Source organism: Pollutimonas bauzanensis (genome assembly GCF_900129885.1).
Classification (GTDB): Bacteria; Pseudomonadota; Gammaproteobacteria; order Burkholderiales; family Burkholderiaceae_B; genus Pollutimonas; species Pollutimonas bauzanensis.
In genome coordinates, this window is sequence record NZ_FQXE01000001.1 from 183,471 (window position 1) to 205,076 (window position 21,606).

The 21,606-nt window shown below is 64.3% G+C and carries 25 protein-coding genes; 5 read left to right on the forward strand and 20 right to left on the reverse strand.

Annotated elements, in window-relative coordinates:
• The first annotated feature begins 20 nt into the window (after positions 1-20).
• Positions 21-791 carry a trans-aconitate 2-methyltransferase gene (gene tam, locus BUB23_RS00895; protein ID WP_073101075.1) on the forward strand — a complete coding sequence of 257 codons (771 nt, stop codon included), beginning with the start codon at positions 21-23 and terminating at the stop codon, positions 789-791.
• 48 nt (positions 792-839) lie between these two features.
• Here tam and BUB23_RS00900 read toward each other — a convergent pair whose 3' ends face one another.
• The 4 genes from BUB23_RS00900 to BUB23_RS00915 all read right to left on the reverse strand — a co-directional run bounded on the left by BUB23_RS00900 (position 840) and on the right by BUB23_RS00915 (position 3,573).
• A complete protein-coding gene (locus BUB23_RS00900; protein ID WP_073101077.1) occupies positions 840-1,181 on the reverse strand; it encodes a DUF1634 domain-containing protein in 342 nt (113 codons plus the stop codon).
• Positions 1,178-2,041 carry a sulfite exporter TauE/SafE family protein gene (locus BUB23_RS26555; protein WP_073101079.1) on the reverse strand — a complete coding sequence of 288 codons (864 nt, stop codon included), beginning with the start codon at positions 2,039-2,041 and terminating at the stop codon, positions 1,178-1,180. The genes BUB23_RS00900 and BUB23_RS26555 overlap by 4 nt, the downstream gene beginning before the upstream one ends.
• A gap of 15 nt (positions 2,042-2,056) precedes the next feature.
• A complete protein-coding gene (locus tag BUB23_RS26560; protein ID WP_073101081.1) occupies positions 2,057-2,803 on the reverse strand; it encodes a GntR family transcriptional regulator in 747 nt (248 codons plus the stop codon).
• Between the two features lie 71 nt (positions 2,804-2,874).
• Complete coding sequence (locus tag BUB23_RS00915) at positions 2,875-3,573, reverse strand: aspartate/glutamate racemase family protein (protein WP_073101083.1); 699 nt, start codon at positions 3,571-3,573, stop codon at positions 2,875-2,877.
• 457 nt (positions 3,574-4,030) lie between these two features.
• Here BUB23_RS00915 and BUB23_RS00925 point away from each other — a divergent pair, with 457 nt between their 5' ends.
• Entirely contained in the window at positions 4,031-4,936 is a 906-nt protein-coding gene (locus BUB23_RS00925; protein ID WP_073101087.1) for a DMT family transporter, read from the forward strand.
• Between the two features lie 42 nt (positions 4,937-4,978).
• Here the strand turns inward: BUB23_RS00925 and BUB23_RS00930 are convergent, their stop codons facing one another.
• Together BUB23_RS00930 and BUB23_RS00935 are read right to left on the reverse strand one after the other, a co-directional pair.
• Positions 4,979-5,299: a helix-turn-helix domain-containing protein gene (locus tag BUB23_RS00930; protein ID WP_073101089.1), complete on the reverse strand. Its 321-nt coding sequence runs from the start codon at positions 5,297-5,299 to the stop codon at positions 4,979-4,981.
• Positions 5,300-5,301: 2 nt separating this feature from the next.
• The gene (locus BUB23_RS00935) at positions 5,302-5,664 is read right to left on the reverse strand and encodes a type II toxin-antitoxin system RelE/ParE family toxin (RefSeq protein WP_073101091.1); all 363 of its coding nucleotides are present in this window, start codon (positions 5,662-5,664) and stop codon (positions 5,302-5,304) included.
• Between the two features lie 66 nt (positions 5,665-5,730).
• Here BUB23_RS00935 and BUB23_RS00940 point away from each other — a divergent pair, with 66 nt between their 5' ends.
• Positions 5,731-6,108 carry a GFA family protein gene (locus BUB23_RS00940; RefSeq protein ID WP_084135615.1) on the forward strand — a complete coding sequence of 126 codons (378 nt, stop codon included), beginning with the start codon at positions 5,731-5,733 and terminating at the stop codon, positions 6,106-6,108.
• On the opposite strand, the gene BUB23_RS00945 is transcribed toward BUB23_RS00940, so the two are convergent.
• Complete coding sequence (locus BUB23_RS00945; protein WP_073101095.1) at positions 6,068-8,371, reverse strand: NADP-dependent malic enzyme; 2,304 nt, start codon at positions 8,369-8,371, stop codon at positions 6,068-6,070. The two genes, BUB23_RS00940 and BUB23_RS00945, sit on opposite strands and share 41 nt — an antisense overlap.
• 155 nt (positions 8,372-8,526) lie before the next feature.
• Between BUB23_RS00945 and BUB23_RS00950 the strand changes: the two genes are divergently transcribed.
• Positions 8,527-9,513 (forward strand): LysR substrate-binding domain-containing protein, encoded by a 987-nt coding sequence (locus BUB23_RS00950; protein ID WP_073101097.1) that lies wholly within the window; start codon positions 8,527-8,529, stop codon positions 9,511-9,513.
• On the opposite strand, the gene phnP is transcribed toward BUB23_RS00950, so the two are convergent.
• The 12 genes from phnP to phnC form a co-directional block, all read right to left on the reverse strand.
• Complete coding sequence (gene phnP, locus BUB23_RS00955) at positions 9,514-10,269, reverse strand: phosphonate metabolism protein PhnP (protein ID WP_073101099.1); 756 nt, start codon at positions 10,267-10,269, stop codon at positions 9,514-9,516. It lies immediately after the preceding gene.
• A complete protein-coding gene (gene phnN / locus BUB23_RS00960) occupies positions 10,260-10,898 on the reverse strand; it encodes a phosphonate metabolism protein/1,5-bisphosphokinase (PRPP-forming) PhnN (RefSeq protein ID WP_218598816.1) in 639 nt (212 codons plus the stop codon). Before phnN ends, phnP begins: the two co-directional genes overlap by 10 nt.
• Positions 10,871-12,016, reverse strand: coding sequence for an alpha-D-ribose 1-methylphosphonate 5-triphosphate diphosphatase (locus tag BUB23_RS00965; protein WP_073101101.1), 1,146 nt, complete (start codon positions 12,014-12,016; stop codon positions 10,871-10,873). Before BUB23_RS00965 ends, phnN begins: the two co-directional genes overlap by 28 nt.
• Positions 12,006-12,710: a phosphonate C-P lyase system protein PhnL gene (phnL, locus tag BUB23_RS00970; protein ID WP_073101103.1), complete on the reverse strand. Its 705-nt coding sequence runs from the start codon at positions 12,708-12,710 to the stop codon at positions 12,006-12,008. The genes BUB23_RS00965 and phnL overlap by 11 nt, the downstream gene beginning before the upstream one ends.
• Positions 12,711-12,720: 10 nt before the next feature.
• A complete protein-coding gene (phnK, locus tag BUB23_RS00975; RefSeq protein ID WP_073101105.1) occupies positions 12,721-13,491 on the reverse strand; it encodes a phosphonate C-P lyase system protein PhnK in 771 nt (256 codons plus the stop codon).
• A complete protein-coding gene (locus BUB23_RS00980; RefSeq protein WP_073101107.1) occupies positions 13,491-14,366 on the reverse strand; it encodes an alpha-D-ribose 1-methylphosphonate 5-phosphate C-P-lyase PhnJ in 876 nt (291 codons plus the stop codon). The genes phnK and BUB23_RS00980 overlap by 1 nt, the downstream gene beginning before the upstream one ends.
• Positions 14,363-15,463: a carbon-phosphorus lyase complex subunit gene (locus BUB23_RS00985; protein WP_073101109.1), complete on the reverse strand. Its 1,101-nt coding sequence runs from the start codon at positions 15,461-15,463 to the stop codon at positions 14,363-14,365. The genes BUB23_RS00980 and BUB23_RS00985 overlap by 4 nt, the downstream gene beginning before the upstream one ends.
• On the reverse strand, positions 15,464-16,072 hold the full coding sequence (gene phnH, locus BUB23_RS00990) for a phosphonate C-P lyase system protein PhnH (RefSeq protein ID WP_073101111.1): 609 nt from the start codon (positions 16,070-16,072) through the stop codon (positions 15,464-15,466).
• Positions 16,072-16,533: a phosphonate C-P lyase system protein PhnG gene (phnG, locus tag BUB23_RS00995; RefSeq protein ID WP_073101113.1), complete on the reverse strand. Its 462-nt coding sequence runs from the start codon at positions 16,531-16,533 to the stop codon at positions 16,072-16,074. Before phnG ends, phnH begins: the two co-directional genes overlap by 1 nt.
• A 57-nt stretch (positions 16,534-16,590) precedes the next feature.
• A complete protein-coding gene (phnE, locus tag BUB23_RS01000; protein ID WP_073101115.1) occupies positions 16,591-17,385 on the reverse strand; it encodes a phosphonate ABC transporter, permease protein PhnE in 795 nt (264 codons plus the stop codon).
• Positions 17,386-17,447: 62 nt separating this feature from the next.
• Positions 17,448-18,452, reverse strand: coding sequence for a phosphonate ABC transporter substrate-binding protein (gene phnD, locus BUB23_RS01005; RefSeq protein ID WP_073101117.1), 1,005 nt, complete (start codon positions 18,450-18,452; stop codon positions 17,448-17,450).
• Between the two features lie 86 nt (positions 18,453-18,538).
• A complete protein-coding gene (gene phnC / locus BUB23_RS01010; protein WP_073101119.1) occupies positions 18,539-19,372 on the reverse strand; it encodes a phosphonate ABC transporter ATP-binding protein in 834 nt (277 codons plus the stop codon).
• Positions 19,373-19,531: 159 nt separating this feature from the next.
• On the opposite strand from phnC, the gene BUB23_RS01015 reads away from it, so the two are divergent.
• Positions 19,532-20,434, forward strand: a complete 903-nt coding sequence (locus BUB23_RS01015) for a LysR substrate-binding domain-containing protein (protein WP_178372244.1) — start codon at positions 19,532-19,534, stop codon at positions 20,432-20,434.
• Between the two features lie 9 nt (positions 20,435-20,443).
• Here BUB23_RS01015 and BUB23_RS01020 read toward each other — a convergent pair whose 3' ends face one another.
• A complete protein-coding gene (locus tag BUB23_RS01020) occupies positions 20,444-21,595 on the reverse strand; it encodes a CaiB/BaiF CoA transferase family protein (protein ID WP_073101121.1) in 1,152 nt (383 codons plus the stop codon).
• Positions 21,596-21,606: the final 11 nt, after the last annotated feature.

The following is a 21,606-nucleotide window of genomic DNA, read 5'->3' on the forward strand; positions in this document are numbered from 1 at the left end:
AAGCTACTACGGGAAATACGATGACATGGTCCGCCAAGCAGTACACGACTTTTGAAAACGAACGGACGCGCCCCGTGCGCGACCTGGTCGCCGCCTTGCCCATGCACGAGGCGCGCCTCGCCATAGACCTGGGCTGCGGCCCCGGCAATTCCACGGAGGTCCTGGCGCAGCGGTTTCCCGGCGCCGCCGTCAGCGGCGTGGACAGTTCCGCCGACATGATCGCGGCGGCCCGCAAGCGCTTGCCCGGGATAAGCTTCGAGCAGGCCGATATTCAAACCTGGGATCCGCCGGAAAAGTTCGACGTGATATTGGCGAACGCGTCCTTGCAATGGCTGCCGGACCACGCCGCGCTCTATCCTCGCCTTGCCGGCAAGCTCGCCCCGGGGGGCAGCCTGGCCGTGCAGACGCCCGACAATCTTGAAGAGCCGGCCCACCGGCTATTGCGCGAAGTGGCGGCCGCCGGCCCGTGGGCCGGCAAGGTGGCCGGAGCCAGGCACCCCGAGCGGCACAGCGCCGCCTGGTACTACGAACTTCTGAAGCCCCATTGCGCCCGGGTCGATGTGTGGCGCACCACCTACTACCATCCGCTGGCGGGGGGCGCCGCGGCGGTGGTGGAATGGTTCAAGGGTTCCGCCCTGCGGCCTTATCTCGACCTGCTGGACGATGCCGAACAGGCGGCGTTTCTTGAACGCTACGAGGCCGCCGTGGCGCAGGCGTATCCGGCCCTGCCCGACGGCACCGTGCTGCTGCCATTCCCCAGGCTTTTCATCGTCGCCGGCTCGCTATACTGACCATCGACGCGGCAGGCGCCGAATCCCGGGAAAACGGCGGCGCGCCGGCTAGGCCGCCGTGACCGCCGCCTGCATGCCAAAAACGAATCCCAGGGAAATGATGGTCAATACCAGCGCCGCGATCGCGGCGTAGCGGTAGTCGCGTTCAAACAGGAAAACGGCCAGCATCAGCGCCACGCGCAATACCGGCAGCAGGATGAACAGCGCGATGCCCGCGCTCACGACGTCGATGCCGGACAGCGCCGCCAGGCGGTTTGAACCGGCCGGCCAGCCGGCCGCGGCCAGCGCCAGGCCCAGGGCGATCACGCCCGATGCCAGGCCGGTGCCATAGCGCAGCACCACGGCCAGAATCCGCTCGAGCCTGGGATGGCCGGCCGCGCCGCTCTTCATGCCGCGCTCCAGGGCACATGGATATCGAATGCGCTCAGGAACATCTGTATCGCCAGGGCGATGAGCACCGCGACAAACAGCAAGCGGATCCGCTCGCTGGACACGGCCATGAGAATGCGCGCGCCCAGCAGCGCGCCCAGGACGGATCCCAGCGCCACCGGCCCCGCGATCGCCGGCACGATATCGCCGCGGACGAAATAGGCGCCGGCGCTGGCGGCCGCCGTCACCCCGATCATGAAATTGGAAGTCGCGGACGATACCTTGATGGGCAGGCGCAAGGCGCTGTCCATGGCCGGGATCTTGAGCACCCCGCTGCCTATGCCCAGCAGGGCGGAGACGAGCCCCGCCCCGTACATGAGGGTCATGCCCATGGGCACGCGCTGCACCCGATACGCAATGTCGCGCCCGAGGCCGCGGTCGGGATAGCTGGAGTGCAGCTTCAAGGCGCTCGCCCATCCGCCGGTATCCCCCGCCGGGGCCGCGCCGGCGGGCTCGCCGCGCCGCGCAAGCATTTGCCAGGCCGACAGGGCCAGGATAAGGGCAAAAAGAAAGTATAGAAAAGCGATGGGCAGCACGCCTATCAGAAAGACGCCCGTCAGCGCACCCAGGGTCGTGGCGGTCTCCAGCACGATGGACAAACGGATATTGGTGAGCCCGCCCTTCAGGAATGGCGCGGCGCTGCCGCAAGAGCAGGCGATCACCGACACAATGCTGGCGGCAATCGCGGTGTGGATGCCTACGCCGCCGAACACGGTAAGAATGGGCACGATGAAAATCCCGCTGGCCATGCCCAGCATCCCGCCCAGGGCGCTGGCTCCCAGCGCTACGGCAAACAGCCATGCCCCGAATTCAAGATCCACCCTGGCGCTTCCCTTTCACAGCCCGGCCGGCGCGCGCCGGCTCAGGCGGGTGGCGAACCGGATCAGATCGCCCCGGTAATAAAGCTTTTCATAGTCGATGGGGGTGTTTCCCTCGGAATACGAGGTGCGCTCGATCAGGAAGACCGGGCTGCCGACCGGGATGCCCAGGGCCGCGGCCACGGCGGATTCGGCCGCAACGGCTTCCAGCCGGTACTCGGCCTCCAGCAGCGGAATATTGTATTTCTGCTCGAGCAGCATGAAAATGGGCTCGGCCTCCAGGTCATGGGTGATGACCTGCTCGCCGATTTCCAGTGGCAGATAAGTTTCATCGAACGACATGGCCACGCCGTCGGCCAGACGCAGCCGCTGGATTTTCATGACGCGCGCGCCGGTCGCCAGCGCAAGCTGGCGGGCGACCGCATCGCTGGCGGCCACGACCTGGCTGTCCATCAGGCGCGCCGTCGGCTTGCGCCCCAGCGCCTGCATGTCTTCCACGAAGCCGCTCAGTTCGGTGAGTTCCTGCGTGATTTTCGGCGAGGCCACGAACGTGCCTCTGCCGCGCCGGATTTCGACGAGTTCGCGACGGGCCAGATTCTGAATGGCCTTGCGCACCGTCGTCCGGCTGACGTTGAACTGTTCGACCAGGCGGTCTTCATTCGGAAGCTGGGCGCCCGCGGGCAAGACGCCCTTGAGGATGTCCGCCGCAAGCGCGGTTTCCACTCGCGCATAAAGCGGAGTGGGGTCGAGGAAATTTCCGTTCATGCGGCATAATGACATAATGACGTCATTATGTCTATAGGGAGGGGGGCCGGCTGCCCCTTCCTCATTCAATATCAGCCAGGCGCAAGCGCCGATTCGGCCGCATGGCGGGCGTGGATGGCCGTGGTGTCGAACAAAGGAACCGCGGAATCCCGCTGGCCGACCAGCAGCGAAATTTCCGTGCATCCCAGGATGATTCCCTGCGCGCCTTGATCGATCAGGCCGGCCATGATCCTGCGGTATTCCGCAAGGGATGGCGGGTTGATTTTCCCCAGGCAGAGTTCTTCATAAATAATGCCGTGCACGATTTCGCGGTCTTGCGCATCCGGCACCAGCACCCGGAGTCCATGGCGTTCACGCAGCCGCTCCTTGTAAAAACCCTGCTCCATGGTAAAGCGCGTTCCCAGCAAGCCTATCGTCGCCAAGCCCGCCTGCCGGATTTCCCGCGCCGTCGGATCCGCGATGTGCAGCAAAGGAATCTGGACGGCGGCTTCAATGGCGCCCGCCACCTTGTGCATGGTATTGGTGCACAGGACAAGAAAGTCGGCCCCCGCGGTCTGAAGCGCGCGGGCCGCATCGGCGAGCAGCTTGCCGGCGGCCTCCCAGTCGCCGGAATGCTGCAGGCGCTCGATTTCATGGAAATCCACGCTGTACAGAATGATCTTCGCCGAATGCAGCCCGCCCAGCCGCGCTTTGACCGCCAGATTGATTTCACGATAGTAAGGTATCGTCGATTCCCAGCTCATCCCGCCCATGAGGCCTATGATCTTCACCGTTTTCTCCAAGAAATGGCCATCGGAGGCAATCCATGCTGACTCACAGGACACAGAACGACGGCCTTGCCCGAAAGCCATCATAGCCGACGGCGCCAGGCATAAGGACCCGGACACATAGATGAGCCAAAGAGTGTGATATATTTGGCGAATTCCTGTCCAGTCCGCTACTTCAAACCCAAAAACACGGCCTTTTCCATGACTTCGTTCGCGCGCATCGACCCGCCTGCCCCGCAACACGCGGATGGCAGCCTGCGCGCCACGAATCCTCCTCCCGCATCATCTGTCGCTCCTCCGGCGCGCATCGCAGTGGCAAGCCTACATCCGCCACGCGCGATCGCCCTGGGCTGATCCAGCCCACTTCGCGGCCCCGCCTCTTTCTTCGCATTTTCCGCTGACGCAGCTTGCGTCAGGCGCATGGCCGGGGCCTGTTCATCATCCGACAGGTGAGTACATCATGATTCCAAAAACTTCCGCATGGGCGGCCTACGGCGCCATGTCCATATTCGTGCTGCTCTGGGGCAGCGCGGCCGTCTTTACCCGCTGGGGACTGGACCACGGCTCGGTCTTCGCGCTGCTGATCCTGCGGTTCGCCCTGGCCCTCTGCGCCTTGTCGCTGATCGGCCTGAGGAACGGGAACTGGCTGCCGGCGCCGGGGACGCGCCGGCATGTCGCCGGGACGGGCCTGCTGCTGATCGGCGGCTATTCGGTCTGCTACTTCCAGGCCATGGCGCATGGCATCACGCCGGGGCTGCTGGCCACCCTGCTCGGCGTGCAACCGATACTGACCCTGCTGCTGACGGAGAGGCGCTACTCGGCATGGCGGCTGGCCGGCCTGCTGCTGGCTTTGGCCGGACTGGCACTGGTGGTTTATCAGAGCCTGGCGCTGGCCAAGTTTTCCGGCCTGGGCATGGCTTTTGCGCTGGGCGCCTTGTCGTGCATGACCATGGGCGCGATGCTGCAAAAACGTATCCGGCAGGCGCCCAGCGCAGCGCTGCCGCTGCAATATGCCGTGACCTTGCTGCTATGCCTGTGCTTCGCGCCATTCCAGCCTTTCCACTTCGAGTTCAACTGGGGGTTCCTGATTCCCCTGCTGTGGCTGGGGCTGGTGATCTCGGTCGGCGCGCAACTGCTGCTATACCGGATGATACGCAGCGGCAACCTGGTCAACGTGACCAGCCTGTTCTACCTGGTGCCGGTGGTCACGGCCATCCTGGACTATCTGGTCCTGGGCAATGCCATGTCCGCGCCCGCAATAATGGGCATGGCGGCTATCCTGGCGGGTTTAGCCCTGGCGTTCCGGCAGCCGGCGGCGGACGGCAACGGGACGGCGGTATTGCGGCGCGGGCGACAGAGCCGTTGAGCCCAGCCGGCATCCCCCGGTGACTTCCCGCGGATTTCGATGTCACGCAGCCACCGTGATGCCGGCTTCCTGCGCCCGGCGCGCGGGCCGGACAATGATCTCCACCTGCTGATCGAGCGATACCAGGGCTTGCATCAGGCGTTCCAGCGAAATGTTCTGGAGCTTATAGCGGCGCAGCTGCGATATTTTGGGCTGGGTCATGCCGGTGAGTGTCGCCACCTCGGTCTGGTTCAGCCCGCGCGTCTCGATCAGATCGTTGAACTTGACGGCCAGCATAGCTTTCGCGGACAAGTCTTCAGCGTCGTCGAACCCAAGATCGGCCAGCACATTGTCGGTGCCTTCACGAGTGGCTTTGTGTAGCATTGTTATCTCCTGTCGCGCGCGTAACGGGCGAGCACCGCTTTGAGCCGCTTTTCGATCAGCTCGACATCTGGCTGCGGCGTACTGATGCCGGACTTGGATTTCTTCTGGAAGGCGTGCAACACATGGACGGCATCACCGCTTTGGACGGCATAGACTGCTCTGAAGGTATCGCCCCAGTGATCCTCGGCCAGTTCATAAACACCTGGACCCAAGCCCTTCCAGGCCTTGGCTGAACCGGGAGTTCGCCCCAGCTGTACGATGAACAAGGCCACGCCCATGTCCTTCTGCACCGGCACTGGGAAAGCCATGAAGTCTTTCTTCGAGGAACCTTCCCAGTACAGAATCTTGCGTTGCTTTTTTTGCATAATATACCTGTTCGTATATAAATTGCAAGGGGCGCGGCCGGTCCTTTTTATTGCATAGGAGTTTGCATGTCTCCAATACGAGGAAGTTGTCTTTGCGGAGGCATCGCCTACCTAGTTACCGGCCCCCTCACCTCTGCGTTGAATTGCCATTGCTCCATGTGCCGCAAAGCCCATGGCGCCGCATTTCGCACTCGGGCGCGCGTAGCTGCCGGCGACTTCAGGTGGGAGAAAGGGTCCGAACTGCTCAATTATTATGAATCATCCGCCGGAACTCATCGAGGCTTTTGCCGCATATATGGCACACCGCTGTCAAGCCGGTTCGATTTCGAACCCGCCTTCCTTGGATTGCCATTGGGCGCTTTAGCTTTAAGCGCCGCAATGAATGCGCCCCGCCCTCATCGACTCACGCCCCCGCTTCTGCTTCCACCCGATTCGCATCTATGACGGTCAGGGCGGCCATGTTGACGATGCGCCGCACCGACGAACTGGACGTCAGGATGTGCACGGGCGCATTGACGCCGAGCAGGAATGGCCCGACGGCGACGTTGCTGCCCGCGGCGGTTTTCAGCAGGTTGTAGGCGATATTGCCGGCGTCGACATTGGGGCACACCAGCAGGTTGGCCGGCCCTTTCAAGGTCGAGGTCGGCAGGATGCGCTGGCGCAGGGCTTCGTCCAGGGCGCAGTCGCCATGCATTTCCCCGTCGATCTCCAGCCCTGGCGCCAGTTCCGAGACCAGCGCCAGCGCCCGCTGCATTTTCGCCCCCGAAGCGGAACTGCCGGAACCGAAATTCGAGCGCGACAGCAATGCCACCTTGGGGGTCAGGTCCAGCCGGGTCAGTACTTCGGCGGCGGCCACGGTGAATTCGGCGATCTGTTCGGCGCTCGGGTCATCGTTGATGTGGGTGTCGACCAGGGCTACCGTGCGCTCGTCCAGAAGCAGGATGTTCATGGCGGCATAGCACCGCGCATCCGGCCTCTTGCCTATGACCTGGTCTATGAAGCGCAAATGATCATGGTAGGCCCCCACCGTGCCGCACACCATGCCGTCGGCATCGCCCAGATGCACCATCATCGCGCCTATCAGCGTCAAGCGGCGGCGCATCTCCACCCGGGCCATCTCCTTGCTGATGCCGCTGCGGCACATCTGCTCCCAATAAGTCGTCCAGTACTGGTGGAAGCGTTCATCGGCCTCGGGGTTGGTCACTTCCACATCCTGGCCCAGGCGCAGCCGCAAGCCGTGCTTCTCGATGCGCGCCAGCAGCACGGCCGGACGGCCCACCAGTATCGGACGGGCCAGCTTCTCGTCGACGACGACCTGCACGGCGCGCAGCACCCGTTCGTCTTCGCCTTCGGTAAAGACAATGCGGGCCTTGCCGCCATCCCGCAGCAGTTGCCTGGCCGCCGCAAAGAGCGGCTTCATGAAGGCCCCCGAATGGTAGACGAATTGTTGCAGTTTTTCGGCATAGGCCTGCAGATCCGCCAGGGGCCGCGCGGCTACGCCGCCATCCATGGCGGCCTTGGCCACGGCCGGCGCGACCCGCACGATCAGGCGCGGATCGAAGGGCTTGGGTATCAGGTATTCGCGGCCGAATGCCAGGTCATAGCCGCCATAGGCGGCCGCCACGACGTCGCTTTGTTCTTCCTCGGCCAGCCCCGCGATGGCGTACACGGCGGCCTTTTCCATTTCGCGCGTGATGGTGGTGGCTCCCACGTCCAGCGCTCCCCTGAAGATGTAGGGGAAGCACAGGACATTATTGACCTGGTTGGGATAGTCCGAACGTCCGGTGGCCATGACGACATCGCCGCGCAGCGCATGGGCGACCTCGGGCAGGATTTCCGGCGCGGGGTTGGCCAGCGCCAGGATCAGCGGCCTGGCGGCCATGGCCGCGAGCATTTCGGGCTTGAGGACGCCCCCGGCCGACAAGCCCAGGAATACATCCGCATTCTTGATGACGTCGCCCAGCTTGCGCGCCCGGGTCTTTTGCGCGTAGCGGGCCATTTCCGGCCCCATCGCCGGCTTGCGGCCCTGGTAGACCACGCCGTCGATGTCCGTGACCCAGATATTTTCCTGCGGCAAGCCCAGATCGACCATGAGGTCCAGGCAGGCCAGCGCCGCGGCGCCGGCGCCGGATGTCACGACCTTGACCGCGGAAATATCCTTGCCCACGACTTTCAAGCCATTGATGAAGGCGGCCGCCACCGTGATCGCGGTGCCGTGCTGGTCGTCATGGAAGACCGGGATTTTCATGCGCTCGCGCAATTTGCGTTCGATCGCGAAGCATTCCGGCGCCTTGATGTCCTCCAGGTTGATGCCGCCGAAGGTCGGCTCCAGGCCCGCGATGATCTCCACCAGCTTGTCGGGGTCTGTTTCATTGATTTCAATGTCAAAGACATCCAGTCCGGCGAATTTCTTGAACAGCACCGCTTTGCCTTCCATCACGGGCTTGGACGCCAGCGCGCCTATGCTGCCCAGGCCCAGGACGGCCGTGCCGTTGGTGATGACGCCGATGAGGTTGCCGCGGCCGGTGTAGCGAAAGGCGTTCAAGGGGTCGGCCACGATCTCTTCGCAGGCGGCCGCGACGCCCGGCGTATAGGCCAGGCCCAGGTCGCGCTGCGTCACCAGCGGCTTGGTCGCGGTGACGGAAATCTTGCCGGGCACTGGAAACTCGTGATAGTCCAATGCCGCCTGTCTGTCTACTGTGCTCATTCTTCGCTTCCTTCTGTCTTCCGGGTAAAGGCCGTCCTCGGGGTCCGGCACGATGCGCAAGCTTCCGCTTTCAGGCAGTGTAGACAATATGCATGAGATAACTATTTGGGATTAACATGACCCCATTACTTTTTCCTAATGGGAGAAATATTGGCATGGCGCATCCGGAGCCCGACGATATTGCCAGGAGACTGGCCAGCCGCCTGAAAATGCGCCACCTGACCCTGCTTCTGCAGATTCAGAAGCAGGGTTCGCTGACCCGCGTGGCGCAACACATGGCCACCAGCCAGCCGGCGGTCACCCACGCCCTGGCCGAGCTGGAGGCCATGTTCGGCACCCCTTTGTTCGAACGCTCTGCAAGAGGCATGGCCGCCACGGCGCAGGGGGAAGTCGTGTTGGCGCGCGCCCGCGCCATGCTGCACGACCTGGATCTGCTTACCCTCGACATGGAGGCCGTCGCCTCCGGAAGGGCGGCCCATCTTCATATCGGGGCCATCCCGTTCATTTCCGGCCAATTGCTGTCCGCCGCGATCCAGGGCACCCTTCCCGGCGAGCAGCGTCTGACGGTCACCATACATGACGGCACCAGCGAGCAGTTGCTGGCGATGCTGCGCGACCATGCGCTGGACTTTGTCATCGGGCGGGCTTCGGCGGCATTGGACATGGCCGGCATCACCCATGAGATCCTGTATCGCCAGCATCCTCGACTGATAGCCAGCCGGGGCTTGGCGGGGCGGCTGGGGCGGCGGCGCCTGGAATGGGACAAGCTGGCCGACCTGGACTGGATTCTGGGCCCGCGCCGCACCTCGATGCGCGAGCAGGTTTCGGACATTTTCCTGCGCGCCGGGCTGAATCCGCCGGCGCCCATCGTGGAAAGCTATTCATCCAAGCTCATCGGCGAAATGATCGCCGCCAATGAGCGGGCGGTGTCCATCGTTCCCGCCGACGTCGCGGAGGAACTGGCGCGCACGGCGGGCGTAGCCATCGTGCCCTACTCCTTCGACTGGACTTTGCCCCCCATTGCGCTATTCGCGCGCGCGGACGCCCGGCCCCGGCCGATAGACAGCCGTTTCGCAGCCACATTGCGGGGCCTGTGCGCACAAGCCAGCGCACAGGCTGGCGGGGATCCATATCAATACTAGCTAGATTGCCAGCACATCGCCATCGAATCCCACGGAGACGTTTTGCGGCAACTCGTGGCGATGGGCCATCAGCCAGGTATCGAAGTCGTGGCCTATATGGGTCAGGACGGTTTTCTTTACCGGCAGCGAAGCGATGACATCCAGCGCGCGCGTCAAATCGTTATGGTTGCGCGGCGCCTGCGCCAATGGCGGGAACGAGCAGTCCATGACCAGCAGGTCCAGCGGCCGTTCTTTCAGGTAGGCGGCCGTGGCGGGCGGCAAGCCTACCGTGTCGGTCAGGTAGGCGATGCGGCTGGATCCGTCGGCGAACACATAGCCGAAAGTGGGCCTGGAATGGCACAAGGGCAGCGGCGTCAGGGAGAAACCCGCGAGCGTCAGCGTTTGAAATGCGTTCAGCTTCTGCGAGAAATCCAGTATGCCGGGGTGTTTGTACAAGTCGGCAAAGCCGTCGGGATCATCCGGACCCAATACCGGTATGCGCATGCCCCGACCCCAGCGCAAATGCAGCAGCCCCTGGGCGTGGTCCGCGTGGTAGTGGGTCTGCACAATGCCGTCCAGGCTGCCGGGAGCGAAACGTTCGGCAAGGTCGGTCAGGCCGGCATCCACCAGCCAGCGCGCGCCGCCGCACTCCATCAATGCCGAACACGGGCCGCGCCGGTGGCATGCTTCGCGCCGCGCCCGGTCGCAGGCCGGGCAATGACAGTTGTAGACCGGGACCTGCGCGGCATCGCCCGTGCCCAGCAGGCTCAACCGCATTCGGCAAGCCGGTGCGCGGCAGGCCGGCCCGCGGCCGATTGCGGCGGCGGCGCCTGCGTCAGGTGAGCGTACAGCGCCTGGATGGTGCTGTCCGGGTCGGCGGAATTATCGAGCAGCAGCACCGGCCTGGCATCGCCGGCGGCGACGGGGCGCATGAACCGGGCATTGCGCCGCAGCCGCGCCTGTATCTGTTCGGCGCTTTCGCGGCCGCGGCTCTGCAGCCGCTGCCGCAGCAGGCGCGGCTCGACGCTGAGCAATACCGGCACTAGGTCCGCGTAGCGCGATTGCGCCTCCGGCAAGTAGGCCCGCGAGCCGTTGACCAGCACATCGCAACCCGCCACCAGCCTGTCGTTGATGTCGCGCATGACGCCATAGGCCAGGCCATGGGCGCGCCACGCCATGGCCAGCCGCCCGCAGGTTTCCATATGCTCGAACTCGGCCAGGGTCACCGCCACGGCGCCCGGCTCGGTGCCCGTCGCCCCCCGGGTAACGACCCGCGGCGCAAGATAGGCCTTGCCGCCGAGCAAGCTGGACAAGCCTTGCAGGACGGTGTCTTTGCCGGATCCGGACGGCCCCATCAGATAGATCAAGCGGCCGGCCATCAGAATACCCGCCTTCCGCAGCGCCATACATGCTGCACGACGAATTGCTTTTCATGGCCGCGGACCCGCAGCAGATCCGCGCGCAGGCCGGCGCGGATTTCGCCGCGGTCATGCAAGCCGGCGGCGCGCGCCGGCGCCAGGCTGATGGCCGCCACGGCCGAGGGCAATGCGCCATCCCCATCCTGGCCGGCCAACAGGCGCGCGGCCTGCAGCAGGCTGGCCGGATAATAGTCGCTGGACAGGATATCGAGCACGCCCTGCGAAGCAAGTTCGGCCGCCGCCACGTTGCCCGAATGCGAGCCGCCCCGCACGATATTCGGAGCGCCCATCAGGACTTTCAGTCCCAGCCGGTGGCTGGCCGCGGCGGCCTCCACGGTGGTCGGGAACTCGGCGATGCTCATGCCGTAATCGGCCGATTCCTGGGCGTGCTCGAGGGTGGCGTCGTCGTGGCTGGCGACCGATAAAAGGCGCTCATGGCATTCGTGGACGATAGCGCGCCGATAGCGGTCGCTGTACTGGCGCGAGTTCTCCAGCTGCAGCGCGATGAAGGCGTCCATGTCCGAATCGCTCAACTGGTACTTGCCTTGATAGTATTCGCGGTATTTTTCCATTTTCACGAACTGCCGCTGGCCGGGCGAATGGTCCATGACCGACACCAGCTGCACCAGCGGGCTGTCCACGAGTTCGTGAAACACCTCCAGCGTCCTGGCATGGCTGAGCTCGCAGCGCAGGTGCAGGCGATGCTCGGCGCGGGTGTGGCCATCGCCCTGCGCCTGGGTTATCGCCCGCAGCATGATGGGCAATTGCCGCAAGCGATCCCCTTTGGGATTCACGTCGCCTATCGACAGCGCGTCGAACACCGTGGTGATGCCCGCGGACACCAGTTGGGCGTCGTGGGCCAGCACCGCCGACTCGCAAGGCCAGTCCACGCCGGGGCGCGGATTCATGTACTTTTCCAGGTTGTCGGTATGCAGCTCGATGAGCCCCGGCATCAGGTAATCGCCTTCGAGGTCCTGCGCCTGGGCGAGCCGGCTGCAGCCCTGGCTGACCTCGTGCACGAAGCCATCGCGCACGGCGACCGTGCCGGTGAAGACGTCGCTGGCGGTGACCACCCGCGCATTGGTGAATATTTGTTCAGCAGGCATGAGCCGGCTCCTCGACAGTCATGTCAAAATAGCAATCAGCCATGCCCTCGCGCGCCCGCGCATCATGGGAAATGGCGATCAGGGCCGAGCCGGCGGCCTTGGCTTCGGCGATCAGCTCGAGCACCACGGCCCGGTTGGCGTCGTCCAGCGCCGCGGTCGGCTCGTCCAGCAGCAGCAAGGGCCAGGGCACCACGAAGCCGCGCGCGATATTGACGCGCTGCTGCTCGCCCCCCGAAAAAGTCCCGGGCGCCAGCTGCCACAGGCGCTGCGGGATATTCAGGCGCGCCAGCAACGCCGCCGCCCGTTCATGCGCCGCGGCGCGGTCCATCCCGCGCGCCAGGGCGGGCTCCATCACCACATTCAGGCAACTGACGCGCGGTATCACGCGCAGGAACTGGCTGACATAGCCCACCGTGGCGCGGCGCACGGCCAGCGTCTGGCGCGGTTCGGCGCCCACCATCTCCAGCACGCCGCCGGCGTGGCGCAGCCGTATGCTGCCGGCGGTGGGCAAATAGTTGCCGTAGAGGGTGCGCAGCAGGGTGGACTTGCCGGCGCCGGACCGCCCGTGCAACACCAGGCAGCGCCCTGGCAGCACCTCGAAGTCCACCTCGCGCAATACCTTCAATACCGTTCCATGCTGCTGGTGCAGGGTAAAGGTTTTGGCCAGGCCTTTCACTTCCATAACGGGCATCATGATCTTTGCCTCAAGGCTGTAAAACGGAGGACACCAGCAACTGGCTGTATGCGTGTTGCGGGTCGTCCAGGATCTGGTCGGTCAGGCCGGCTTCCACGACATGCGAACGGCGCATCACCATCAGGCGATCGGCCAGCAGGCGGGCCACCGCCAGGTCATGGGTCACGATCACCACCGCCAGTTGCAATTCGCGCACCAGGCCGCGCAGGAGGTCCAGCAAATGGGCCTGCACCGAAACATCCAGGCCGCCCGTGGGCTCGTCCATGAAAATCAGGCGCGGGCTGGACACCAGATTGCGGGCGATCTGCAGCCTTTGCTGCATGCCGCCCGAAAAAGTGCGCGGCAAATCGTCGATGCGCTGCGGATCGATTTCGACATGCTCGAGCCATGCCAGCCCCGCCTGCCGCAACTGGCCGTAGTGGCGCACGCCCTGCGCCATCAGCCGCTCGCCGATATTGGCGCCCGCCGATACGCTCATGCGCAATCCGTCGCGCGGATTCTGCTCGACAAAGCCCCATTCCGTGCGCAGCAGGGTGCGCCGCTGCGCTTCGCTGGCGGCATAAAGATCCACGCCGCGGTCCTGCCGGTCGCGGTAGGCCACCGCCCCCCTGTCGGGCGCGGCGCGGCCCGCCAGCACTTTCAACAGCGTGGACTTGCCCGACCCGGATTCCCCGACAATACCCAGCACCTCGCCCGGATACAGATCGAAGGACACGCCCTGGCAGCCCTTTTCCGGGCCGTACAGCAGGGTCAGATCGCGCACCGACAGCAGCGGGCTCATTATCCGGCCTCCTGGCCCGCGCGGCGTTCCTGGCAGTAATCGGTGTCGGAGCACACGAATTCCCGGCCTCCCTGGTCATCCACGATCAGCTCATCCAGGTAGGACTCGGCGCTGCCGCAGAACGCGCAGCGCTGCTCCCACTTCGGAAGCTCGAAGGGATAGTCCTCGAAATCCAGGCTCTCCACCCGGGTGTAGGGCGGCAAGGCGTACAGGCGCTTCTCGCGCCCGGCGCCGAACAGCATCAGCGCCGGGCTCATATTGAGTTTCGGGTTGTCGAATTTCGGGATCGGCGACGGGTCCATCACATAGCGGCCGTCGACCATCACGGGATAGGCATAGGCGGTGGCGATATGCCCGTATGTGGCGATGTCTTCGTACAGCTTGACGTGCATGACGCCGTAGTCGTTCAAGGCGTGCATGGATTTCGTTTCCGAATCGGACGGCTCGATGAAGCGCAAGGGTTCCGGGATGGGCACCTGGTAAACCACGATCTGGCCGCTGCGCAGCGGCGTTTCGGGAATGCGGTGGCGCGTCTGGATGATGCTGGCCTCCACCGTGCGCTCGGTGGTCCGCACGCCGGCCGTGCGGGTGAAGAAGCGCCGTATCGACACGGCATTGGTGGTGTCGTCGGCCCCCTGGTCTATCACCTTCAGCACATCGTCGCGGCCCAGTATGGCCGCGGTCACTTGCATGCCGCCCGTGCCCCAGCCGTAAGGCAGGGGCATCTCGCGGCCGCCGAACGGCACCTGGTGGCCGGGAATGGCCACGGCCTTGAGCAGGCCGCGCCGCAGACTGCGCTTGGTCTGTTCATCCAGGTAGGCGAAGTTGTAGCCCGCGGCCGCGCTTGCGCCGCCTTGCTGCGCCTGACTATTCATGCCCGTTTCTCCTGGATGAGGTCAGTCGCGCCGGCCGATGGCTGGCGCAGCTTGCGGATGAGATCGAGTTCCGACTGGAAATCCACGTAATGCGGCAATTTCAGATGGGAAACAAAGCCGGCCGCTTCGACGTTGTCGCAGTGCATCAGCACGAACTCCTCCTGCTGGGCCGGTGACTCGATGTCCTCGTTGTATTCCCCGGCGCGCAAGGCGCGGTCGACCAGGGCCATGCCCATGGCCTTGCGCTCGGCGCAGCCGAATGCCAGGCCATAGCCGCGCGTGAATTGGGGCGGCTGGTCCCTGCTGCCCACGAACTGGTTGATCATTTCGCATTCGGTCACTTCGATATCGCCCAAGGGCACGGCGAAACCCAATTCCTCGGGCTCGACCCAAACCTCTATCGCGCCGATCCGGATCTCGCCGGCGAAGGGATGATTGCGGCCGTAGCCGCGCTGCGTGGAATAGCCCAGCGCCAGCAGGAAGCCTTCGTCGGCGCGGGCCAGGGCCTGCAGGCGCTGCGCGCGGCCGGCGGGAAAATCCAGCGGCTCGCGCGTGATGTCGGGCACCTCCCCCGCGCTATCGGCCTCGACGGCCAGCAGGCCTTCCTGAGCCAGCATATCGACCACGCGCGGGCACGGCGCCGGCTCGCGAGGCATCGGCTCGTGCATCGCCGCTTGCGGCGCCGCGCCTTCGGCCAGCAGGGAGAAATCCAGCAGGCGGTGGGTGTAGTCGAACGTGGGGCCCAGCAATTGCCCGCCCGGCAAATCCTTGAAGGTCGCCGAAATGCGGCGCTCCAGGCTCATGCCTTCGGTCTGTAGGGGGCGGCTGGCCATGAAGCGCGGCAGCGTGCTGCGATAGGCGCGCAGCAGGAAGATGGCCTCCAGCAAGTCGCCGGCGGCCTGCTTGATCGCCAGCGCCGCCAGTTCTTCATCGTACAAAGATCCCTCGCCCATAACCCGGGACACGGCCAGCGGCATTTGCTGGCGTATCTGCTCCACGCCCAGCTCGGGCACCGAGGCGTCCCCCCGGCGCTTTGCGGCCAGCAGGGCATGGGCATTGTCGATGGCTTTTTCGCCACCCTTGACGGCAACATACATTCAGACTACCTCTTGCATGGTGTGGAGCACGCGCGTGCTGCGCGGCAGCGCCAGCAGCCTTTGCCCGCTGGTAAAGAAAATATCCAGGCCTTTGGGGAAGCCGCAAGCGTCCTTGCGTTCTTGCCAGAAGGCCTGCGGCAGCGGCAGGCGCAGCACCCGCTCCTGCCGGATGCCGGGGCCTTGCCAGGACAAGGGCGCACCCTCCTCCAGGCCCGGCAACTGGACCAGCAGGGTGCACGAAAGCTCCGGGTCGCGATCGCTGCCTTGCCTGAATTCGCCCAGTCCGCCCGGTTCGCCGAATTCATCGGCCGTCAGCAAGGCGAACGCCGCCGCGCCGCGCTCGCCGACTACCGGGCAGCCGCAATGGAAGGCCAGGTTGGCCCGCAGCCCCGGCGTATCGAAGGCCGGCGCCAGCCAGACCGGCGTATCGCTATCGAGCAGGCTCAGGCACAAGGCGTAAGTCGCCGGCGCCAGGGCATCCAGCGCCGGCGCATGCTCGACCGCCTGTATCGCGCCGGGCTCCGACATGGCCCGCAGGGCCAGGCGAAACGACTGCTGGGCGTGGACGACGGGATCGGAAAAGGCCGGCAGCAGCAATGCATCTTTCATCAGTCCTCTCCCCGCCGCAGGGTCATGAAATCCACCTTGGTGGCGGCGCTTTGCGCCGCCTTGACGCCGCGGCGCGCCGACTGCTCCCGCGCCAGCGGGACTATCAGCCGCTCCAGCCAATGCTGCTGGCTGGCGCCCTGCAGATGCGCGTCGGCCAGGGCGGCCAGTTCCGCATGCGGCTTGTTGCGGCCGGCCACATAGCTATGGCCGGTGCAACCGTCGTCCAGCTGGACCACGCAACGGGTCACGGTCATTTCGCCGAGATTGAACGCCGCCCCGCTGGCGCCCATGCGCCCGCGCACCATCACCATGCCGATTTCGGGCGGACGGATCAGGCGATAGCCGGCTGCGCGCAGCTGTTCGCCATACGCATCGAGCTGCTTGCCGGCGCGGGCCAGGACGCCCATCCATTGCTGGCGCGGGGCAGCTTCGTCGCCCTTGCTGTCTACACTACTATTCATGCGGGTCTCCGGAAATAAGCTGATGCGGCGACGGTCGGCGGCATCCGGCCTGCGTCCTTAAATGAAATGCTTGCGCAAGCGTTGCGAAACGATGTCGATGACGCTCACCACGGCAATGATGATGAGGAGGATGGCGCAGGTCTGCGCCAGCTGGAAGCCGCGTATCGCTTCCCACAACGTGACGCCGATACCGCCGGCGCCCACCATGCCGACCACCGTGGCGGAGCGCACATTCGATTCGAAGCGATACAGCGCGTAGGAAATCCACAGCGGCAGCACCTGCGGGATGACACCGTAGATCACTTCCTGCAGGGCGCTGGCCCCGGTCGCCCTGACGCCTTCGACCGGGCCGCTGTCTATGGCCTCGACCGCTTCGGCGAACAGCTTGGCCAGGACGCCGGTGGTGCCTACGAACAGCGCCATCACCCCCGCGAACGGCCCCAAGCCGACAGCCACCACGAACAGCATGGCAAAGACCATCTCGTTGATGGAGCGGAAAGCGTCCATGAGCCGGCGCAGCGGCTGGTACACCCACCACGGGGCGATGTTCTCGGAGCACAGAATGCCCAGGGGAATGGAGCACACGATGGCCAGGACAGTGCCCCACAGGGCGATCTGCACCGTCACTATCATTTCGCCTAGATACAGCCGCCAGTAGCGGAAATCGGGCGGAAAGAAATCGGCGGCGAACAGCCGCATATTGCCGGCATCGCGCCACAGCATGGCCGGATTCATTTCGGCGCCCTTCCAGGACCAGGCCAGGATGGCCGCCAGCAAGGCCCAGGCCATCCATTGATACCAGGGGCGCTTGAGCTGCGGGTCGGGCAAGGCGGCGGACGCAAAAGCGGTCATGTGCGGCGGGTTCCAGATCAGAAGCCATCATCCGGCCGATTGCCGGATGATGGCAGGGGCCATTACTTGGCGCTGGCGACTTTCTTGTCCAGCGCTTCCATGCGCGCATTGAGCTTTTCCAGGCTGGCGTCGATATCCTTGAGCCTGGCCTGCTTCTCCGCGGCGTCGAAGGTGCTGTCGGCGCTCAGCTGGCTGCGCTGCTTGAACAGTTCGAGCTGGCGGATGGGCAGCAGTTGATCATCGTTGGACACGCGGAACTTGCCCCATTGCAAGCCGGCCAGCACCGCGAGCTCTTTCTCGTCGGCGCCATAGGAGGTGAAGAAATCATTGATCTTCTTCTTGGTTTCCGCCGACAGGTTCTTGCGCCATACGATAGGGTCGGCGGGGATCAGCGGCGATTTCCAGATCACCTTGAGCTGAGCCGCCTTGGCCGGGTTGGTCTGCTCCAGGCGCTCCATGCCTTCGGTATTGAAGGTCGCGACGTCGACCTGCTTGTTGGCGACGCTCAGCGCATTGACTTCATGGCTGGCGTTCAAGGTGCGCTTGAAGATCTTGGCGGGCTCGACATTGTTCCTGGCGAAAACGTAATATCCCGGCACCAGATAGCCCGAGGTGGAGTTCGGATCGCCATTGCTGAAGGTGAGATTCGCGGCGTTCTTGAGCATGTCCTCGACCGAATTCAGGGGGCTGTCCTTGTGCGCGATCAGCAGGCTCCAGTAGCCGGGATTGCCGTTGGCCGCCACCGTCTGCGCGAAGATTTCGCCGCCGGCGCGGTCCACGGCCTCCATGGCCGATTTATTGCCGTACCAGGCAACATCCACCTTGTTGAAGCGCATGCCCTGGATGATGCCGGCGTAATCGGGGGCAAAGAAAGCATTGATCTTCATGCCGGTCTGCCTGCCCATCTCGGCCAGGAAAGGGTCCCACATGGTTTTCAGGTTCTGCGACGACTCCGTCGAGATGATGCCGAAGTTCAATTCCGCAGGTTCGGCCGCCGGGGCCGGACCCGCCATCGTCATGCCAGCCAGGGCCGAAGCCAGAACGACGCGATGCATGCCTTTAAACATATCGATACTCCAGTAGTGCTCAGTTGGCTTGCCTGGACGGCTGTCCCGGCAGGCCTGTTGGAAAAACCTGCTTTGCGGCGCCCGAATCAGGCCGCGACCAGGGCCAGGGGCCGGGGCTCGCGGGCGCGCGCCGCATGGTCGGGAAACATCAGGGAGGCGTCCAGGTCGCCGCCATAAAGATCGTTGAGAAACACGCCGTTGAGCGCATCGACCGAGCCATCGAAATGGATATGGCCGGCTTTCAAGGCCACGACCCTGCGGCAATAGCGCACGGCGTAATCCACCTGGTGCAAAGTGACCACCACGGTCTTGCCATCCTTCCCGTTGATATCGGCGAGGATTTCCATTACCTTGCGCGCGGACTCCGGGTCCAGGGACGCAATCGGCTCATCGGCCAGAATGACCTGCGCGCCCTGGGTGAGCGCCCGGGCGATGGCCACGCGCTGCTGCTGCCCGCCCGACAAGGTCGAGGCGCGGCGATGGGCGTATTCGGCCAGCCCCACCCGCTCCAGGGCCGCCATGGCGGATGCTTTTTCCTCGGACGTGAACCAACCCAGGCAGCCGCGCCAGCGCGGCACGCGCCCCAGGCAGCCCAGCAGCACATTGCTCATGACGCTCAGCCGCCCCACCAGGTTGAATTGCTGGAAGATGTAGCCTATGTCGGCGCGCAGGCGGCGCACCCGGCGGTTCAGGCGCCCCGCCGCCTGAACCTGGCGGCCCAGAATCTCGATCGAGCCGGCGTCGCGCCGGTCGCCGCAGGCCAGGCCCGACAAATGGCGCAGCAAGGTCGATTTCCCCGAGCCCGACGCGCCGATGAGAGCGACCATTTCACCGGGCTGGACCGCCAGGCCCATATTGAATAAAACCTGCTTGCCGCCGAAGCTTTTGTTCAAGCCTTCGACCCGGATCACTGTGTTCATTCACATATCCCCAAAAGGCCAGGCGACACAAATCGCCTTCGATGCCCAGCATCTTAGGGACGGCGTATGACGCGGGGATTAAGCGCAGGTGACGGTTTTATGACGCGCCGGCGGCGGCTGGCGGAGCGGCGGCGGAACATCGCCCGCATGAGGTCTAATATGCCCATACCCATACTGACGGACACCGCCATGGAACTTCGACATCTGCGCTATTTCAGGATGCTTGCCGAGCATTTGAACTTCACGCGCGCAGCCGAGCGGCTCTATATCACTCAATCGACCCTGTCGCATCAAATCAAGCAGCTGGAGGAAGAAATCGGGCTGGAACTCGTGACGCGCAAGGGCAAGACCATAGCCCTGACCCATGCCGGGCAGCACTTTCTGGCCAGCGCCACCCGGGCGGTGGAAGGGATAGACAATACCTTGCGCGAGCTGAAGTCGTTTCAGCAGCCGCTCACGGGCCACCTGGTGATAGGCGCCACGCATACCTTTTCCATAAAGCTGCTTGGCCAGTACCTGGCGCTGTTCGTGAAGCAGTTTCCGCTGGTCAAGCTGGAGCTTCTGGAGCTGCCGGCCCAGGAGATAGAAAACCGGCTGGTGGACGAAAGCCTGGATATCGGAATCGCCTATACGCCGAGCGCCTCGGAGGCCCTGTGGTCCGAACCCTTGTTCACCGAGTCGCTGGTGCTGGTCACCAACAGGGAGCACCCCTTCGCCACGCGCAAGCGGCTGCGGATGGTGGAGCTGCATAACCAGCCGCTGGTGCTGCTGTCGCGCACATTCGCCACGCGCAAGCTGCTGGATGGCTATTTCGATCAGGTGAAGATCAAGCCGGTCGTGGTGGCGGAAACCAACACGATCTTCCCCATCATCCACCTCGTCAAGACCCTGCCCATCGGAGCGATCATATCCGAGCGGGCCATTCCCGATGAAGCCGATCTGCACAAGATTATCCTGCAGGACCCGGCGCCGACGCGCACCGCCGCCCTGCTCTGGAAGAAGAACCGGCATTATTCCCAAACCGCTTTGGAATTCGCCAAGCTGGTCAAGGAGAACTACTAGGGGCGGTCCTCAGCCGGCCGCGCGCGGCTTCTTGCCCAGCGCCGCCAGAATTTCACTGCGCTGCTCGTCCAGCAAGGGCGGAGGAGTCACTTCGGTCATCCTTTGCCCGTCGAAGGAAATCGGGTTGCGCACGGTCCTGAATTCGCCCAATGTCGGGTGCAGCCCCGCCACGGTCAGTCCCAGATGCCTGGCCTGCGGATCTTCCAGCGCCTCGCTGGAATCGTAGACCGGGGAATGGGGAACATCCTTTCCGGTCAAGGCGGCGCACCAGAAGTTCCTGTCATGCTTGATGAAAATATCGCCCAGTATCTTGATGAGCGCTTCCTGGTTCTTGATGCGGGCGGGGCGGTCCACAAAGCGCGCATCCTCGAACAGATCCGGCAATCCTATGACAAGGGCCAGCCCGTCCCAGAATTTCTGGGGCGAAGACATATGCAGCGCCAGCCATTTCCTGTCGGCGCATTCAAACACATAGGACTGCGAAACACTGGGCCGGCTGTAAGGGCCCATGACTTCGTTTTCCGAAAAGAAATGCGTAAAGGCGTCCAGGTTGAAGTGGCACATGGCTTCCAGCATCGATACTTCCACCTTGCGCCCCTTGCCCGTTCTGCTGCGTTCAAACAAGGCGCCCATGACGCCATAGGCCGCATACATGCCGGTGATCGAATCGGCAAGCGCGGGCCCCGTGATGCGCGGATTTTCCGGATTGACCAGCAGGTGCAGCAGGCCGCTGGCCGCCTGGGCCACCGTGTCGTAGGCGGGGCGGCCCGCGGACGGCCCCGTGGCGCCAAAGCCGCTGATCGAGCAATAGATCAAGCCCGGATTCAGGGCGCGCAAACGCTCCTCGTCGGCATTGAGCTTGCCCGCCACGCCCGGCCTGAAGTTCTGTATATAGACATCCGCGCCGCGGATCAGGTCGTCGAAGACTTCCAGATCGCCGGCATCGCGAGTGTCCAGCGCAATGCTGCTCTTGTTGCGGTTGTAGGTCTGGTAATGGGGGCTGTACAGACCGCCATTGAAGGCCCGGAAAGGGTCGCCGGTGCCCGGCTGTTCGACCTTGATCACCTTGGCCCCCAGGTCGGCCAGCAGCATGCCCGCCGCCGGCCCGGTGATGAATGTGCCCTGGTCGACGACAGTGATGCCGTCCAGTACTTTAATCATGCTGTTCCATC